Source organism: Inquilinus sp. 2KB_23, assembly GCF_052115705.1.
Classification (GTDB): Bacteria; Pseudomonadota; Alphaproteobacteria; order DSM-16000; family Inquilinaceae; genus Inquilinus; species Inquilinus ginsengisoli_A.
Genome location: NZ_JBFRHF010000021.1, coordinates 1 through 16,208, shown reverse-complemented (window position 1 = coordinate 16,208; position 16,208 = coordinate 1). Strand labels below are relative to the sequence as shown.

At 66.2% G+C, this 16,208-nt stretch carries 16 protein-coding genes; 11 read left to right on the top strand and 5 right to left on the bottom strand.

Going from position 1 to position 16,208, the window contains the following annotated elements; translation table 11 throughout:
- Positions 1-558 precede the first annotated feature (558 nt).
- Positions 559-1,596, bottom strand: a complete 1,038-nt coding sequence (locus tag AB4112_RS24410; protein ID WP_309792121.1) for a zinc-dependent alcohol dehydrogenase family protein — start codon at positions 1,594-1,596, stop codon at positions 559-561.
- Positions 1,597-2,021: 425 nt separating this feature from the next.
- On the opposite strand from AB4112_RS24410, the gene AB4112_RS24405 reads away from it, so the two are divergent.
- From AB4112_RS24405 to AB4112_RS24390, 4 genes are all read left to right on the top strand, one after another.
- Complete coding sequence (locus tag AB4112_RS24405) at positions 2,022-3,545, top strand: sensor histidine kinase (protein WP_309792120.1); 1,524 nt, start codon at positions 2,022-2,024, stop codon at positions 3,543-3,545.
- A complete protein-coding gene (fixJ, locus tag AB4112_RS24400) occupies positions 3,538-4,167 on the top strand; it encodes a response regulator FixJ (protein ID WP_309792118.1) in 630 nt (209 codons plus the stop codon). Before AB4112_RS24405 ends, fixJ begins: the two co-directional genes overlap by 8 nt.
- A 58-nt stretch (positions 4,168-4,225) precedes the next feature.
- Positions 4,226-4,666 carry a response regulator transcription factor gene (locus AB4112_RS24395; RefSeq protein WP_309792116.1) on the top strand — a complete coding sequence of 147 codons (441 nt, stop codon included), beginning with the start codon at positions 4,226-4,228 and terminating at the stop codon, positions 4,664-4,666.
- Positions 4,667-4,857: 191 nt separating this feature from the next.
- Entirely contained in the window at positions 4,858-5,493 is a 636-nt protein-coding gene (locus AB4112_RS24390; protein WP_309792115.1) for a helix-turn-helix domain-containing protein, read from the top strand.
- Positions 5,494-5,539: 46 nt separating this feature from the next.
- On the opposite strand, the gene AB4112_RS24385 is transcribed toward AB4112_RS24390, so the two are convergent.
- On the bottom strand, positions 5,540-5,989 hold the full coding sequence (locus tag AB4112_RS24385) for a host attachment protein (protein WP_309792114.1): 450 nt from the start codon (positions 5,987-5,989) through the stop codon (positions 5,540-5,542).
- A gap of 311 nt (positions 5,990-6,300) precedes the next feature.
- Here AB4112_RS24385 and AB4112_RS24380 point away from each other — a divergent pair, with 311 nt between their 5' ends.
- Both AB4112_RS24380 and AB4112_RS24375 read left to right on the top strand, forming a co-directional pair.
- Positions 6,301-6,984 (top strand): universal stress protein, encoded by a 684-nt coding sequence (locus AB4112_RS24380; protein WP_441723509.1) that lies wholly within the window; start codon positions 6,301-6,303, stop codon positions 6,982-6,984.
- 98 nt (positions 6,985-7,082) lie between these two features.
- On the top strand, positions 7,083-9,473 hold the full coding sequence (locus AB4112_RS24375) for a phosphoketolase family protein (protein WP_441723508.1): 2,391 nt from the start codon (positions 7,083-7,085) through the stop codon (positions 9,471-9,473).
- A gap of 552 nt (positions 9,474-10,025) precedes the next feature.
- Here AB4112_RS24375 and uppS read toward each other — a convergent pair.
- From uppS to AB4112_RS24360, 3 genes are all read right to left on the bottom strand, one after another.
- Entirely contained in the window at positions 10,026-10,796 is a 771-nt protein-coding gene (uppS, locus tag AB4112_RS24370) for a polyprenyl diphosphate synthase (protein ID WP_309792109.1), read from the bottom strand.
- A gap of 357 nt (positions 10,797-11,153) precedes the next feature.
- Positions 11,154-11,711 carry a cytochrome b/b6 domain-containing protein gene (locus AB4112_RS24365; protein WP_309792108.1) on the bottom strand — a complete coding sequence of 186 codons (558 nt, stop codon included), beginning with the start codon at positions 11,709-11,711 and terminating at the stop codon, positions 11,154-11,156.
- A complete protein-coding gene (locus tag AB4112_RS24360; RefSeq protein WP_309792106.1) occupies positions 11,711-11,992 on the bottom strand; it encodes a PepSY domain-containing protein in 282 nt (93 codons plus the stop codon). The genes AB4112_RS24365 and AB4112_RS24360 overlap by 1 nt, the downstream gene beginning before the upstream one ends.
- Before the next feature lie 136 nt (positions 11,993-12,128).
- On the opposite strand from AB4112_RS24360, the gene AB4112_RS24355 reads away from it, so the two are divergent.
- The 5 genes from AB4112_RS24355 to AB4112_RS24335 all read left to right on the top strand — a co-directional run bounded on the left by AB4112_RS24355 (position 12,129) and on the right by AB4112_RS24335 (position 16,143).
- On the top strand, positions 12,129-12,419 hold the full coding sequence (locus tag AB4112_RS24355) for a PepSY domain-containing protein (RefSeq protein ID WP_441723507.1): 291 nt from the start codon (positions 12,129-12,131) through the stop codon (positions 12,417-12,419).
- Positions 12,419-13,084, top strand: a complete 666-nt coding sequence (locus tag AB4112_RS24350) for a response regulator transcription factor (protein ID WP_309792103.1) — start codon at positions 12,419-12,421, stop codon at positions 13,082-13,084. The genes AB4112_RS24355 and AB4112_RS24350 overlap by 1 nt, the downstream gene beginning before the upstream one ends.
- A complete protein-coding gene (locus AB4112_RS24345; RefSeq protein WP_441723506.1) occupies positions 13,081-14,439 on the top strand; it encodes an ATP-binding protein in 1,359 nt (452 codons plus the stop codon). The genes AB4112_RS24350 and AB4112_RS24345 overlap by 4 nt, the downstream gene beginning before the upstream one ends.
- Before the next feature lie 6 nt (positions 14,440-14,445).
- A complete protein-coding gene (locus AB4112_RS24340) occupies positions 14,446-15,471 on the top strand; it encodes a VIT1/CCC1 transporter family protein (RefSeq protein ID WP_441723505.1) in 1,026 nt (341 codons plus the stop codon).
- A 459-nt stretch (positions 15,472-15,930) separates the two neighbouring features.
- A complete protein-coding gene (locus AB4112_RS24335) occupies positions 15,931-16,143 on the top strand; it encodes a hypothetical protein (RefSeq protein WP_309796765.1) in 213 nt (70 codons plus the stop codon).
- Positions 16,144-16,208: the final 65 nt, after the last annotated feature.

Sequence of the window (16,208 nt, the reverse complement as noted above, 5' to 3'; positions counted from 1 at the left end):
CCTCTTCTCCCTCGTCGTCGCGACATGGCTGGTGCCGGAGGTGGATCACGCCGGAGAGGATGGTTCCCCGCGATCGGCGCCCGGAGCCGATGGCCGATCGCTGCCCCCCTGAAGCAATGCCGCCGCTGGTTTCCCGGCGACGGCGCTACATCTCCCAGACCTTCGAATTTGCAGGCCAGACGGCCCAGCGACCGCAGGCCTCAGCCCGCTCGCCGACTGCGCGGACGCCCGGCCGGCGTCACGCCTGCCGTAGAAGACTGCTCGGCCTTTGCCGGGCGGGGAATGGACGAATTCCTGCCGTGCCGAGGCTTCTTCGGCATGCGGCATCCAGCCCCGGGGAGCGGCACGTCGACAAAAGGTTGGCCCGGATCGACCGTCCTCGTGTCCGGGCTGTTGGGGTTGCTTTTGGGGATCGACATTGTGTCCTCCTTGTCGGCGGAGGCTGGGCCGCTGACCCACCCGCCGGGTTCATCGGAATGAAAACTGCCGTCGTCGTGCCGGTCGCGGTGCGTCCCGGTTTGTGTTCCTGGTCGGCCTGAGCCTCGACGCCCCCGATCCTCACATCGCGATGATCACCTTCAGCGCCTTGGTGTCGGCGGCGCGGCCGAAGGTTGCATAGGCGTCGAGGATCCGATCGAAGGGAAAGCGGTGGGTGACGAGGCGGGCAGGGTCGATCTTCCCGGACTGCACCGTCTTCAGGAGCATGGGCGTCGTGACCGTGTCCACCAGCCGTGTCGTGATCGTGATGTTCTCCGACCAAAGCCGCTCCAGATGGAGATCGACCTTCTGGCCATGCACGCCGACATTGGCGATGGTGCCTCCAGCGCCGACGATGTCCTGGCAGAGCAGGAAGGTAGCGGGCACGCCGACCGCCTCGATCGCGGTATCGACGCCGCGGCCACCAGTCAGAACCCTGACGTCCTCGGCAACGCCGCCGCCGCGGCTGTTGACAACATGGGTGGCGCCGAACTGCTTGGCGACAGCGAGCCGGTTGTCGTCGAGGTCGATCATGATGATCTGGGCAGGTGAGTAGAACTGAGCCGTTAGCAGGGCGGCGAGTCCGATCGGGCCGGCCCCGACGATCGCGACGGTCGAGCCCGGCGCGAGCTTGCCGTTGAGCACGCCGCATTCGAAACCGGTCGGCAGGATGTCGCTCAGCATGACGAGCGCCTCCTCATCCGCACCGTCCGGGATCGGATAGAGGCTGGTGTCTGCATGCGGGGTGCGAACGTATTCGGCCTGCGTGCCGTCGATCCGGTTGCCGAGGATCCACCCGCCGGTCGTGCAATGCGAATACATGCCGCGGCGGCAGTTCTCGCATGTGCCACAGGACGAAATGCATGAGATGAGGACCCGGTCGCCCGGGCGGAAGTTGGTGACACCGGGACCGACGGAGTCGATGACGCCGACGCCCTCGTGGCCCAGGATCCGGCCTGGGGCGCAAGTCGCGACATCGCCTTTGAGAATGTGAAGATCGGTGCCGCAGATCGTCGTCTTGACCATCCGCACGATCGCGTCGCCCGGGGCCTGGATCTCGGGCTTGGGCCGGTCTTCGACCGCCTTGGACCCCGGCCCGCGGTAAACGAATGCTCTCATGGAATTCCCCTGCAATTCATTGCCCTTGAGGGCATGGCTCGGCTCGACACTCGATGCGCATGTCGGTCGCGCCGGTTCAGAGCAGAAAGAGCCACCAACCCGGCTGCCGCTTTGATTTGGATCAAGCGACTGTTGGGCTTCGGAATTCACGGGGGATCGGAGATGGAGACCGCCCCCTATGATCGGAGTACGAGCGGGCTCATCGATGTCTGCAAATCATCTGATTGCAGCCTTCCGGGTATCCGGCGGCCTCGTCCCGCCACCGCGCCTCCCAATTGCCCGGCCACCGACCCGCTGCTACCCTTGGGATGCACTGGCCCAGGCGGTGGTCGAACGCCTGCCCAAATGGCTGGCGCTGGTCCCGCAGAAAGGCGAAATGAATTGGCGGCCGGCTCTGATGAGCGGGCTTTTTGAGGGGCTGTGTGATGAAATCGTCGCCCGACTTCAAATACCATGGGGCGATCCTCGATGCCCTTCCGGGGCAGATCGCCCTCCTCGACGAGGACGGCACAATCGTCGCGGCCAACCACAGCTGGTCTGTCAACGCGCCACGGAATGCCGTCACGGGAGCAGCGGTCGGCGCCGACTATGTGGCGATGTGCAAGATCGAGGCCGACAGGGGCAATCCGGATGCCGGACGCCTGTTGGACAGGCTCCGATCGATGCTCGACCGCCGCAGCGACAGCTTCGTACTGGAATACTCTTTCGATGGCTCCGAAGGGAAACAGTGGATCCGTTGCACCGCTGCTCGCCCCTCAGATAGCTCGCTGAAAGGCGTCGTCATCCTACATGCCGACATCACCGCCGCACGAATCGCGCAGGCCACGGCGGAAGCCGGCGAGGCCCATCTCCGCTCGATCCTCGAGACTGTCCCGGACGCAATGATCGTCATCGATGCGCAGGGCATCATCCAATCCTTCAGTACCGCGGCCGAGCGCCTGTTTGGTTACACTTCCGAGGAGGTCCAAGGCCATAACGTCAACATGCTGATGCCCTCTCCCTACCGGGGAGAGCACGACGGCTATCTCGGGCGGTATCTGGCAACAGGGGAGCGCCGTATCATCGGCATCGGCCGCGTGGTCGTCGGACAGCGCAAGGATGGCGGCACCTTTCCGATGGAGCTCTCGGTGGGAGAGGTCTCGCCTGCGGGCCATCGGCTGTTCACCGGCTTCATTCGAGACCTGACGGAGCGGCAGGAGACCGAGGGGCGCCTGCAGGAGCTGCAGTCCGAATTGCTGCACGTCTCGCGCCTCAGCGCGATGGGTCAGATGGCGGCCACTCTGGCCCACGAGCTCAATCAACCCCTGACGGCGGTGACGAACTACTGCCAGGCCATGCGGCGCATGCTCAGCGCCGGCGACGCGCCAGACCTATCTCGGCTTCGCGAAGCGGTTGACCTGGGTGCCGAACAGGCCCTGCGAGCCGGACAAATCATCCGGCGCCTGCGCGACTTCGTGGCGCGAGGCGAGACTGAAAAGCATGTCGAGAGCGTCGCCAAGATGGTGGAAGAGGCCAGCGCCCTGGCTCTCGTCGGCGCCAAGGAACATGGCGTTAAGGTGCGTTTGGCGATCGACGCCCGGGCACGGCACATCATCGTCGACAAGATCCAGATCCAACAGGTGCTTCTGAACCTGATGCGCAACGCGATGGAGGCCATGGAGGGCAGCGCCAGGCGCGAGCTGGGGATCGCCGCCGCAGCGCGCAGCGATGCGATCGAATTTTCCGTGATCGACACGGGTCCGGGCCTCACCCCGGAGGTCGAAGAGCATCTGTTCCAACCCTTCATCACGACCAAACGTCACGGCATGGGCGTGGGCCTTTCGATCTGCCGTACGATCGTCGAGGCCCATGGCGGACGGCTCTGGGCGGAGCCGACGCCGGGCGGCGGCGCAACATTCCGGTTCACGGTTCCCTCGGCCGCCACGGATGAGAGCAACGGCAATGGCTGAAGCAGCGATCGTCCACGTCATCGACGACGATGAAGCCATTCGCCTGTCGCTGTCCTTCCTCCTGGAGACAGCTGGTTTCCAGGTCAAAGTGTACGATTCCGCTCTCGCCTTCCTCGACCGTCCCGATCTGCCCCGGTCCGGTTGTGTGGTGACAGACGTGCGGATGCCGGACATGGACGGCCTGACCCTGCAGCGAACGATGATCGAGCGGAAGGTGATGCTTCCGGTGATCGTCATGACCGGCCACGGCGACGTCCCCGTTGCGGTCCAGGCGCTGAAGGCGGGCGCCGCAGACTTCATCGAGAAGCCGTTCGATGACGAGCTTTTGATCCGTGCGATCCACGCGGCCCTGGAGCGAAACAGGCGGGAACGGGAGGAGCACGACGAGGCGGCGGCCGTTGCGGCCCGGCTGTCGGTGCTCACGCCGCGAGAGCTCGAAGTCCTGGCTGGCCTGGTCAAGGGGCACCCGAACAAGACGGTCGCTTACGATCTGGGAATCAGCGCCAGAACCGTCGAGGTTCACCGTGCCCGGGTGATGGACAAGATGCAGGCCAGAAACTTGTCGGAGCTGGTGCGGATGTGGTTGTCGCACCGGGCCCGAAGCGGCGATTCCGGCGACTAGCCGAGGCAAACTTGCGCTTTGATTCAGATCAAGTCGGACATGGCATCGCCAGGATAGCGTGATCGGCCCCACGTCCAACCGACTGGCGCCGCCCGTGCCCACGACCACATTAACGCATCCCCGTCCGACGATCCTTGTCGTCGACGACGATTCGGCCGTGCGCCTTTCGTTGGGCTTTCTGCTGGAGACGGCTTCGTTCCCGGTGCGCCTTTTTGCGTCTGGACAGGAGCTGCTGGCGGCTTCGCCGCTTCCGGAGTCCGGCTGCATCCTGATCGACTATGACATGCCGGGGCTGGGCGGCATGGAGCTGCTGCTGCAGCTTCGGCAGCGTCGAGTTGCGCTTCCCCGCATTCTGATCACCGGCAAGCTTGACGACGGCATCCGACGGGCCGCGATCGCCGCCGAGGCTTCCGCTGTGCTGGGAAAGCCGTTCGACAGCGAGGATCTGATCCACGCAATCCATGCGGCGCTAGCGCCGCTATCGTGGCCGGATACGTAGAGTCCCGTACGTATCCTTCACAATGATGCCGGGGATGGCCGAAGCGTAAGACCACTGCACGTCCAACGACGAAACGACGAGCAGGCAGGGCCATCATGCAGACGCAACACGCCACCAACCGCCCCATGCTTCGGTCCGCATTGGCTCAGCCCCCTGCCGTGGCGATACGCAGCCATGGCGCCGACGATGGGATGATCGAGCTGGCCGCGCTCGGCACCGTTGTCACGCTCGGTCGGGGAACGGCCGTCTATCGTGAGGGGGACGAGGCCCCGCACTGGTATCGGGTGCTCTCGGGAACCGGCTGCACCAGCAAGCTGCTGCCCGACGGCCGGCGCCAGATTGCGGCCTTCCTTCATGCCGGCGACTATTTCGGATTCGAGGCGCTTGGCGAGCATGGCTTCGCCGCGGAAGCCATCACCGACATGGTCGTCGTCCGCTATCCGAAGCTCCGGACCGAGGCCCTGGCCCGTACGGACGGCACGGTCAGCCGCCGCTTCCGCGAGATCGCCTGTCGCTCCCTACTCGCCGCCTATGAACGTCTGATCACGCTCGGGCGGAAGACCGCCGGCGAGCGCGTCGCCACATTCCTGCTCGAACTGGCCCGCACAGCGCCGGACGGCAAGACGATCGGCCTGACCATGTCCCGCACCGACATCGGCGACTATCTGGGCCTGACCCTCGAAACCGTCAGCCGGACCCTCGCCGCCATGAAACATGACGGGCTGATCGAGATGGCGGGTCCGCACCACGTGCTGCTGCTCGACCGTCCCGCGCTGGAAGAGATGACCGAGGGCGACGAACCCGCCCTCCGGGTCGGGCGCGCCTGATCCCGATGCCGCCCGACGGTGTCCTCCGTCGGGCGGCTTCCCCTCGTCACCCGGCCGCCAACAGTCGCTCGATCTCGTGGACCGGATGCTTTGTCAGGTCCTTGCCGATCTCCGCCACCACCGCAGCCGATGCCATCGGGCACAGTGCCCGGCGCAACGCGCCAAGGATGCGAGGCGGGGCGACGAGGATGACAGACTGCGCCGGGTTCTCCCGGGTCAGCCCGTCGATCTTCCGGGCGATCTGCATTGCGAAATTCTGCTTTTCCAGGCGATGCCAGTCGGTCTGCTCGATCGCGCTGGCAGGGCCGGATCGGTTCTGCAGCCGTCCCGGCCGATCGGTTCCCAGATCCGAACTCCGATCGGTGCCGGGGGCCTCGATCTGCTCGACCAGGCGCAGGTCGGGGAAGAACTGGTCGCCGCTGTTTTTCAGGAACAGTGCCTTGGTCGCATCGCAAACGACGACCCAGGCATCATGGGGCAGGCGATATGCGGTCATGGTTTGTCCTCATCTTGAAGACCTCCACCGCACCACAGCCGAGCGGCATCGGCCTTGATCTGGATCAGGACGCCGATGGCCGCGCCGCACTTGATCAGGATCAAAGCCCCGGCGGTGCCGTCCGATCACCATACGGATGCGAGGCCACGGCCCCGGCATTTTCCAGGAAAGGCCAAGACGATGTCCTATAAAGATGTTCTCGTTCATGTCGGTGCCGCCGAGACGCCGGCACTCGCCGCGGCCATCGGCTTGGCCCGCCGCCACGATGCAAGGCTGATTGGCCTTGGTGTCGAGAGCTTTGCGTATCGGGCATGTACGGCGTCGAACCCGTCCCGCCATCGATCGTCGAAGCTTTCGAGGACGCGGCGGCTGCAGAACTGGAGGCGGCCAAATCACGCTTCGACAAGACCGTCGAGCAATACGGCTATGCCGGCAGATCGGAATGGCGCTCCGAGCGCGGCATCCTGGTGGAGAGCATCGGGTTCAACGGGCGCTACGCGGATGTGATCGTCGTCGACCAGACCGATCCCAGCCATAGCCATCCGCCGTTCGGGCTTCCGGCGGAGCTCGCACTCGGCAGCGGCCGTCCAGTCATGATCATCCCGTTCATCGGGACGCGGAGCCCGATCGGCGATCATGTCGCGGTCGCGTGGAACGCCAGCCGCGAGGCCGCGCGGGCGGTCGCGGATGCGATGCCGATCCTCGTAAAGGCCCAGCGGGTCGACGTTCTGGCGGTCGACCATCATCGAGCCGACCGCATGCCCGGCCTCGACATCGCCCGCCACCTGGCGGCCCACGGCGTGACCGCGAACGTCGTCATGCGGGAGAAGGTCCTGGATCCGGCGACGGAGATCCTGAATTTCCTGGCGGAAAATGGCTCCGACCTCCTGGTCATGGGCTGCTATGGCCATGCCCGTCTGCGCGAAGTGATCTTCGGCGGCGTCTCACAGGCCATGCTCAAGTCGATGACGGTGCCCGTCCTGATGTCGCACTGAGCTTGCGGCCCTGCTCGGACAGCGCCTTTGCCCCAAGTCGAACGCCCGAAGATCTGCGGCGTCGCCTGTTTGTCATACAGCAGCCATAGGCTCGAACAATGCCCCAGCATTCCCAGGCCACGGATCAGGACCTGCGCCTCCTTGACGCCTATTGGCGTGCAGCGAACTATCTGTCGGTCGGGCAGATCTACCTGCTCGACAACCCGCTGCTCGAGCAGCCGCTGACGATCCAGCACGTCAAGCCCAGGCTGCTCGGCCATTGGGGCACGACGCCCGGGTTGAACTTCATCTATGCCCATCTCAACCGGGTCATCGCCCGCGACGATCTCGACATGATCTTCATCTGCGGCCCCGGCCATGGCGGGCCGGGCGTGGTTGCCAACACCTATCTCGAAGGCACCTATTCCGAGATCTATCCGGAGATCGCGCGGGACCGCGACGGCATCCGCCGGCTGTTCCGCCAGTTCTCCTTCCCCGGCGGTATCCCCAGCCATGCGGCGCCGGAGACCCCGGGATCGATCCATGAGGGCGGCGAGCTCGGCTACGCCGTGGCCCATGCCTACGGCGCCGCCTTCGACAACCCCGACCTGATCGTCGCCTGCGTGGTCGGTGACGGCGAGGCGGAGACCGGGCCGCTGGCGGCGTCCTGGCATTCGAACAAGTTCCTCAGCCCCCGGATCGACGGCGCCGTGCTGCCGATCCTGCACCTCAACGGCTACAAGATCGCCAACCCGACCATCCTCGGCCGCATGACCGATGAGGAGCTCCTGCGCCTGTTCGAGGGCTATGGCTACGAACCGCATTTCGTCGAGGGATCCGACCCGGCGCTGATGCACAAGGCGATGGCGTCCACCCTCGACATCGTCATCGACCGCATCCAGGAGATCCGGCGGGCGTCGCGCGAAGACGGTGCTGCCTCACGCCCGCGCTGGCCGATGATCATCCTGCGCAGCCCCAAGGGCTGGACCGGGCCGAAGGAGGTCGACGGGCTGAAGACTGAAGGCTTCTGGCGCTCGCACCAGGTGCCGCTGTCGGGTCTGGCCCAAAATCCGGCCCATCTCGCCCTGCTCGAGACCTGGATGCGCAGCTACCGGCCGCAGGAGCTGTTCGATGAATCCGGGCAGCTGATCCCTGAGCTGCAGGCCCTGGCACCCAAAGGCACCCTGCGCATGGGGGCGAACCCGCACGCCAATGGCGGGCTGCTGCGGCAGGAGCTGGTGCTGCCCGATTATCGCGACTTCGCGCTCGACGTGCCCCACCCCGGCGGCAGCAACGGCGAGGCCACGCGGGCGATGGGCGAGCTGCTGCGCGACGTGATCCGGCTGAATGCGGATGCCCGCAACTTCCGCCTGATGGGGCCTGACGAGACCGCCTCCAACCGCCTGGATGCCGTGTTCGAGGTGACCGAGCGGGTGTGGATGGAGGACATCCTGCCCGAGGATGTGCATCTGGCTGCCGAAGGCCGGGTCATGGAGGTGCTGAGCGAGCATCTCTGCCAGGGCTGGCTCGAAGGCTACCTGCTGACCGGCCGGCACGGTCTGTTCTCGTGTTACGAGGCCTTCATCCACATCGTCGATTCCATGGTGAACCAGCACGCGAAGTGGCTGAAGGTCAGCCGCGACCTGCCGTGGCGGCAGCCGATCTCATCCCTGAACTACCTGCTGACCTCCCATGTCTGGCGCCAGGACCACAACGGCTTCAGCCACCAGGACCCGGGCTTCATCGACCATATGGTGAACAAGAAGGCCGACATCGTCCGGATCTACCTGCCGCCGGACGCCAACACGCTGCTGGTGGTGACCGACCACTGCCTGCGGACCTATGACCGCATCAACGTCATCGTCGCCGGCAAGCAGCCGGCGCCGCAGTGGCTGGACATCGACCAGGCCATGGCCCATTGCGCCGCCGGCATCGGCCGCTGGGACTGGGCCAGCACCGAGGGCGACGAGGAGCCGGAGGTGGTGATGGCCTGCGCCGGCGATGTGCCGACGCTGGAGGCGGTTGCGGCGGTCGAACTGCTGCTGGCCCATCTGCCCCGCCTGCGCATTCGCTTCGTTAACGTCGTCGACCTCATGACGCTGCAGTCGAAGACCGAGCATCCGCACGGGATCGAGGACGATCACTTCGCGGCGCTGTTCACACGGGACAAGCCGGTGATCTTCGCCTTCCACGGCTATCCCCAGCTGATCCACCGCCTGACTTACAAGCGGCCGAACCACGACAACTTCCATGTCCACGGCTATCGCGAGGAGGGCACCACCACCACGCCGTTCGACATGGTGGTGCTGAACGAGCTCGACCGATTCCACCTCGCCATCGCCGCGATCGACCGGCTGCCGCAACTCGGCGCCGCGGGCGACCGGGCCCGCCGGCTGCTCCAGGGGCGGCTGGCGGAGCATCGTGATTACATCCGGCAGCACGGCGCCGACATACCCGATGTCGCCGACTGGAGCTGGCCCAGCCGCGGCGCCGCCGCATCCTTCGACTGAGGTCGCGCGATGACGCGGACTCTCCTGGCCCTCAACGCCGTCCTCGATCAAGATCGGCCTGCGTCACGCTCCAGGACCGCCGAGCAGCGAGGCACGCCAGGCCGGTATCGACCTGAGCCGATCCCACCCAGCCTACGGATCGGGCCGTGGCGCATCGTGGCATGCGGCCGTCGACACCCATAACGGCAAAGCCGTGCATGAGGTGTTCGATGGCTGCCTACAGACTCCGGACAGTCGCTTCGGCTGCCCGACATCGCCCTGGCGCAGCATCGGGGGTGCATGGCGGCGACCTGTTCAAGCTCGATCAGCTGGGCCGCGACCGTGGCGCAGTGGCAACCGGCGATCGGGTCGGCGGCGAGATAGGCCGGGGTAACTTCACTTTCCCGTCCAGATGCCGCCAGCGATCAGGACGAATGCGCTCCCGGTGGCAGGAATCGAGGACGCGCAGGACCGGCAGGACGAGGAGCCCGCCAGCATGCCATTCCTTAGGCACTTAAATGGATCGGCTTTCGTGCCGCATGCGGACGTCCCGGTGACGCATGTAGGCGGCCGTCAATGCCCGAAGCGGCGCGATCGTTGCTGAAATGCGCGGACCGCTCGCAGGAAATCGACCTTGCGGAACTCCGGCCAGTTGACGTCCGAGAAATAGAACTCGCTGTGGGCGCTCTGCCACAGCAGGAAGCCGGATAGGCGGATCTCGCCACTCGTCCGGATGATGAGGTCTAGCTCGGGTAGCCCGGCCGTATACAAGTGCTCGTCAATGGCCGACGGGGTGATCGCCTCGACGATGGCGTCGATGCCAGCCCCGCGCCGCGCTCGGTCGCGGATCAGATTGCGAACGGCATCGGCGATCTCCTCGCGCCCGCCATAGGCAATCGCGATGGTAAGTGTCAGGGCATCGTGGCCGGCAGTGATCTCCTCGGCGCGACGGATCACGGCGGCGGTCGAGGACGGCAGAAGATCGAGGCGCCCGGCAGCCTTGACCCGGATGCGGTGCCTGTGGATTGTGGGATCCTGAGCCAGAGCCCCGATCTTTGCCTCGACGGCCGCCAGGATGGCCGCCACCTCGACCTGCGGCCGCCTCAGATTGTCGATTGAGCAGACCCAGAGCGTGACGGCCGGAATCTCGAGTTCGGTGCACCAGGCGAGCACGTCGTCGAGCTTCCCGGCACCCAGGTCGTAGGCCTTGCGCGGGTCGACGACCCCGAGCTTGCGGGCATGCCTACGATTGCCGTCGAGGATGATGCCGACATGGCCAGGAACCGATTGCCGCCGGATCTGGCGCCGCAACCGGCGTTCATACAGCCTGTAGAGCAGGCGCAAGATCTATCGCCCGGATCAAATCATCGCACCAGTCACGCCAACATATCATGATGATGCTCCACAGGTTTTGGTGCGGTCCAGTCAACTCCGCTCCTCGGCCCGAGCGCAGCGATAGGAATGCTGTCGATCTCATTCAGAACGCGGCATTGCCTGCGCCGCCCGACCGGGAACTCATCGGCGCCAAGTCGGTCATCTGAGTCTCCAGCATACAGCGAACCCGGTCCATCGCATCTGGGCGAACGATCTCGATGGCATGATCATCTCTGCCGTGGCGGAACATGATCGAGGTGCGCGACCCGCTGAGGGCCGGGAAGGCGGCAACCCCGCCGGGTCAGAACGCCCGGCGGGGTTCGGCGCCTATAGCCGTTTCCGGCCGGTGATCATGGCCTTCACCAGGTTCTCCCGGTGTTCGAAGCTGGCCACGGCGACGCCGGCGAGATGCAGCCCGACCAGCAGGATCAGGATGTTGGCGGCCGCCTCATGGACATCCTCCACCCACTCGACTCCCCAATAGGCGTCGGTCGTCATCATGAACCCCGTGGCGCAGGCGACCACCAGCCCGGAAAGCAGCACCAGGATCATGGCGCCACCCGCCGGATTGTGGCCGAGGTAGCGTCTCGCCCTCAGTCTCACGATATCGCGCAGGTAGGCCGCCACCGTCGAAGGCCGGTAGATGAAGTCGGTGAAGCGGGCGTGCTTCGTGCCGACGAGGCCCCAGAGAAGCCGGACCGACAGCAGGCCGATGATGACGTAGCCGCTGGCCAGGTGGACGCTCTTCACCTCGTCCCCGGTCAGCCAGGAGATGGCGAAGGCGACCACCAGGGTCCAGTGGAAGATCCTGATCACCGGATCCCAGACCCGGGTTGTGGCAGGCTGGACTTCGGACTCCGCTGCCACGTCGTCGATGGCCGTCATCAGTCCTCCTTGGAGGTGCCGACGACCTCGCCGCTGACCGGGTGGAGGAAGACCTCGACCTTCGCCCCGGTCTTGTCGACGGCGTAGGCCTCGTAGCAGCCATTCTCCGGCTTGACCCGCCGGACCTCGTAGCCGAGGTCCTTCAGCTTCGTCTTGGCCGCGTCCTGGCTCATCCACTGAGCGCGGGGCGCATCGCCGCAACTCGGATCATTGTCGGCGAAGGCCGGGGCAGTGCCCACCAGGCAGAATGCGATCAGGCCGGCCGTCATCAGAAAGCGCATGGTTTTGATCTCCAGCAAGGCGCCGGGCGATCGCCCGGCTACGATGGCAACCGTAGAGGAGTGGTGCTGACCGAACCCTGACGGGTCGTGTCAGCGAGTTGTCAGCCTGGAAAGGGCAAGCTCGCGTGCGATGATTTTGATTCGCTCCATCCTGGTTCTGTTCATCGTCTTGGCGCTGCCTCCGGCCGGCTTCGGCGACGACCATGATCGCGCGCGGGCGGCGCGCGAGCGCGGCGAGATCCGGCCGCTGGAGGACATCCTGCCGTCCGTGCGGCAACGCTTCCCCGGCGACGTGGTGCGGATCGAGCTCGAGAACGAGCACGATCGCTGGATCTACGAGATCAAGCTGATCTCCCCGGACGGCCGGCTCGTGGAATTGGACGTCGACGCCGGCAGCGGCGACGTGATCGAGGTCGAGGGGGAGTGATGCGTGTCCTTCTGGTCGAAGACGACGATCGGATCGCGGGCGACATCACGGGAAGCCTAGTCAGGGCCGGCTACGCGGTGCAGCGGGCGACGGATGGAGAGGAGGCGTGGTTCCGCGGCGAGACGGAAGACTTCGACGCGGCGATCCTGGACCTCGGACTGCCGAAGCTGGACGGCCTGACCGTCCTGAAGCGCTGGCGCGCAGCCGGACGCGGCATGCCGATCCTGGTCCTGTCCGCCCGCGGCACCTGGGCCGAACGGGTCGACGGCATCGATGCCGGCGCCGACGACTACCTGCCGAAGCCATTCCGGATCGAAGAATTGCTGGCGCGCTTGCGGGCGATCATCCGGCGGTCCGCCGGACGGCCGGGCCCGGTCCTCGAGAACGGCCCCGTCGTGTTGGACCCTCGGCAGATGAAGGTGACGGTCGACGGCGTTCCGATCGCCCTATCGCCGCAGGAATATCGCCTGCTGTCCTACCTCATGCACCACGCGGGGCGGGTCGTCCCGCAGCTCGAGCTGACCGAGCATCTGTATGCCCAGGACTACGAGCGGGACTCGAATGCGATTGAGGTGCTGGTCGGACGCCTCCGGCGCAAGCTCGGGATCGACTTCATCGAGACCCGCCGCGGTTTCGGCTATCTGGTTCCCGAGCCCACCGAATGACCCGCAGCTCGCTTCGCCTGCGGCTGCTCGTGGCCGCCGCCCTGTCCATCAGTGCGGCCCTCGTGGTGGCGGGCTTCGGGCTGGTGCTGCTCTTCGAGCGGCATGTCGAGCGCCGGATCGACGCCGAACTGGACAATGATCTCCGCCAGTTGGCCGGCGCGATCGGCTTCGATGCCGCCGGCAGCCTCGTGCTTGCGCAACGCCCTGCCGATCCGCGTTTCGACCAGCCGCTGAGCGGGCTCTACTGGCAGATAGCCGACGAGACGACGAGGCTGGACCTCCGCTCGCGCTCCCTCTGGGACACCTCGCTCAGCCTGCCGGCGGACAGTCCCGATCTGACGACCGTGCATCGCCATGTCCTGCAAGGGCCGGCTCGCGCCTCACTGATCCTGCGCGAACGTCGCGTGGCGATCCTCCAGAGCGGCCTCCAGCACATCTTGCGGATCGCTGTCGGCATCGATCAGGCCGATGTCATCCAGGCCAGCCATGACTTCGCCGGCGACATCACGCCCTCCCTCGCACTGCTCGGGCTGGCCCTGCTGGCGGCAGCCTGGGTCCAGATCCGGATCGGGCTGCGTCCGCTCGAAGCGGTGCGACGGGGTGTCGAAGCGGTCCATGCCGGCCGGCAATCCCGCCTGCCGGCGACCTATCCGGACGAAGTCCTGCCGCTGGCGAACGAGATCAACGACCTCCTCGACGCGCAGGATCGGGCAATCGCCCGGTCCCGCTCGAGCGCGGCTGACCTCGCGCACGGGCTGCGCACACCGCTCACCGTTCTGAGCGCCGACGCACGCAGGCTGCGGGAGCGCGGCCAGGAAGATGTCGCTTATGAGATCGAGGCGCTGGTCGAAACCATGCGTCGGCACATCGAACGGGCGATCGCCAAGGCCCGGCTCCACCCCCATCGCGGCGCAGCGGCCTCCCCTCGGGTGCTGGTCGATCGTATCGTAGGCATCGTCCGGCGGGCTCCGCGAGCGGCCACACTAGCTTGGGAAAACGAGGTCCCGGAAGGCCTCAAGGTCGCTTTGGACGCGGACGATCTCGCGGAACTCCTGGGGAACCTGATCGAGAACGCCGCCAAATGGGCGCATAGACGAGTCCGCGTTTCGGCGACGGCGCGGGACGGAAGCCTCGAACTCGCCGTCGAGGACGACGGACCTGGCATACCGGCGTCGCAGCGGACTTCGGTGCTCCGCCGGGGAGTTCGCTTCGACGCCGATCGAACAGGACATGGACTCGGCCTCGCGATCGTCGGCGACATCGTCGAGACCTACCGGGGAGCGCTGCGGCTGGACGACAGCGCTATGGGAGGGCTGCGCGTCACGGCGACGTTGCCAATGCGCGAAAGGGGATGAGCGGGGATGGACAAGAATGCACGGACTCGATGGACGGAGGAGATGACCTCCGCCTGGCTCTACGGAGCGGTGGCGGAAGCGGAAGGAGATCCGCGCCAACGCGCCCTGTTCGATGCGCTTCGAACGGCGGCCGAGCGACAGGCCGCCGTCATCGCCGATGGCGGGTTCCCTCCCGCGTTCGAGCCGAGCCGGCGTGCCCGCATCGTCGCCTCGCTGGTGCGGCTCTTCGGTCCGCGCCGCATGCTCCCGGTTCTGGCTGCGATGAAGATCCGCGGCCTTTCCGCATATGCCAACCGCGGGCAGGCCGACGGGCACGCAATGCCCATCTCGGTCGCCGACGTCGGGCGCAGCCACGGAGGCACCGGCGGAGGCACGTTGCGGGCTGCGGTTTTCGGGGTCAATGACGGCCTTGTCTCGAACACCTGTCTGATTATGGGCGTCGCCGGAGCGGCCTCCGACCCGTCCTTCATTCTGCTGTCCGGCGTCGCCGGCCTCCTCGCCGGAGCGTTCTCGATGGCGGCCGGCGAGTATATCTCGGTCCGGTCGCAGCGCGAGATGTACGAATACCAGATCGCACAGGAGCGAGATGAGCTGGCGCGGTATCCGACCGAGGAGGCCGAGGAACTCGCGCTGATTTATGCGGCGCGCGGCATCCCGGCCGACGACGCGAGACGCATGGCCCGGGCGCTCGTGAGCCGGCCGTCCCAGGCGCTCGACACGCTGGCGCGTGAAGAGCTCGGTCTGAACCCCGACGACCTGGGATCGCCGCTCGGTGCGGCGCTCTCTTCCTTTGCGGCATTCGCCATTGGCGCGACGCTGCCCCTAGCGCCCTTCTTGTTCGGCCTAGCCACTCGCGGCGTGCCGATCGCGGCCGGGCTTGCGGGAATTGCGCTCTTCGCCATCGGCGCCGTCCTGAGCCTGTTCTCGGGCCGCGGCGCATTTGCAGGCGGCCTCCGAATGCTGGTGATCGGAGCGGGCGCCGCAGTAGCAACATACATCATTGGAACTGTATTCGGGGCGAGCATTGGCTAGTGGGATGACGAGCCGGTCTGCCTTCCTCGGCGCCTTCCGCCCGCTTCGCACAGGTCCATCCAACATTCGGGCCTGATCCGGTCATACTGATTTTGTGTTCTCAGATGTCGGAGGTCTACGCCCAGCTCGTGTGGACGACGAAGCGCTTCGATTCATCCAGCGACGGCAGCCTTGGGATCGGCGTCTCTAATCGCAGACCTATGATCCCGCGGACGCGGGACGATTGAGGGGGCCAGCCACCCTCGGCGCAAGGGTCCGCGGCCTCACGGCCGCCAGGGCACCGGGCCTCCCCAGGTTTCGGCCGCGTCCGCGGCCTGCAACGCTCCGCTGCGCTTCGCCCCTTCGCAAGCGACGGACTGGGCGATCCCCCTCCCGCCGCCCTGCCCTTGCGCCTTCACCCCCGCGCCTCGCCGACGGGGCGTCTTCGGTCGCATGCGCAACCGAAGCAGGATGAAGGACGTGAAACAGATCCCGTTGGACAAGCTGCAGGCATCGACGCCCGCCGAGCGCAAGCATGGCGTCATCGTGGTCCACGAGCGGCCGGACGGCAGCTACGGCGTCGTCATCGGCAAGCGCTGCCTCAGGCTGCTACAAGAGCTTCACGGACGCGACCTGATCCCAGCCGACACCCCGGTTCAGTGCCTGGTCCTGGACGAAGGCGGGGATCGGTGACCGGTGTCCGGCCAGAAGTCCGCCACTCCGAGCAGAAGTCCGCCACTCCGAGCTGTCGTTCGGAC

What these genes read in the sequence shown, in the direction of transcription:
- AB4112_RS24345 (WP_441723506.1), top strand. Translation starts at nt 13,081, where the DNA reads ATGACCCGCAGCTCGCTTCGCCTGCGGCTGCTCGTGGCCGCCGCCCTG.
- AB4112_RS24350 (WP_309792103.1), top strand. Translation starts at nt 12,419, where the DNA reads ATGCGTGTCCTTCTGGTCGAAGACGACGATCGGATCGCGGGCGACATC.
- fixJ (WP_309792118.1), top strand. Translation starts at nt 3,538, where the DNA reads ATGGCTGAAGCAGCGATCGTCCACGTCATCGACGACGATGAAGCCATT.
- AB4112_RS24365 (WP_309792108.1), bottom strand. Translation starts at nt 11,711, where the DNA reads ATGACGGCCATCGACGACGTGGCAGCGGAGTCCGAAGTCCAGCCTGCC.
- AB4112_RS24410 (WP_309792121.1), bottom strand. Translation starts at nt 1,596, where the DNA reads ATGAGAGCATTCGTTTACCGCGGGCCGGGGTCCAAGGCGGTCGAAGAC.
- AB4112_RS24375 (WP_441723508.1), top strand. Translation starts at nt 7,083, where the DNA reads ATGCCCCAGCATTCCCAGGCCACGGATCAGGACCTGCGCCTCCTTGAC.
- AB4112_RS24405 (WP_309792120.1), top strand. Translation starts at nt 2,022, where the DNA reads ATGAAATCGTCGCCCGACTTCAAATACCATGGGGCGATCCTCGATGCC.
- AB4112_RS24385 (WP_309792114.1), bottom strand. Translation starts at nt 5,989, where the DNA reads ATGACCGCATATCGCCTGCCCCATGATGCCTGGGTCGTCGTTTGCGAT.
- AB4112_RS24360 (WP_309792106.1), bottom strand. Translation starts at nt 11,992, where the DNA reads ATGCGCTTTCTGATGACGGCCGGCCTGATCGCATTCTGCCTGGTGGGC.
- AB4112_RS24390 (WP_309792115.1), top strand. Translation starts at nt 4,858, where the DNA reads ATGATCGAGCTGGCCGCGCTCGGCACCGTTGTCACGCTCGGTCGGGGA.
- AB4112_RS24340 (WP_441723505.1), top strand. Translation starts at nt 14,446, where the DNA reads ATGGACAAGAATGCACGGACTCGATGGACGGAGGAGATGACCTCCGCC.
- AB4112_RS24380 (WP_441723509.1), top strand. Translation starts at nt 6,301, where the DNA reads ATGTACGGCGTCGAACCCGTCCCGCCATCGATCGTCGAAGCTTTCGAG.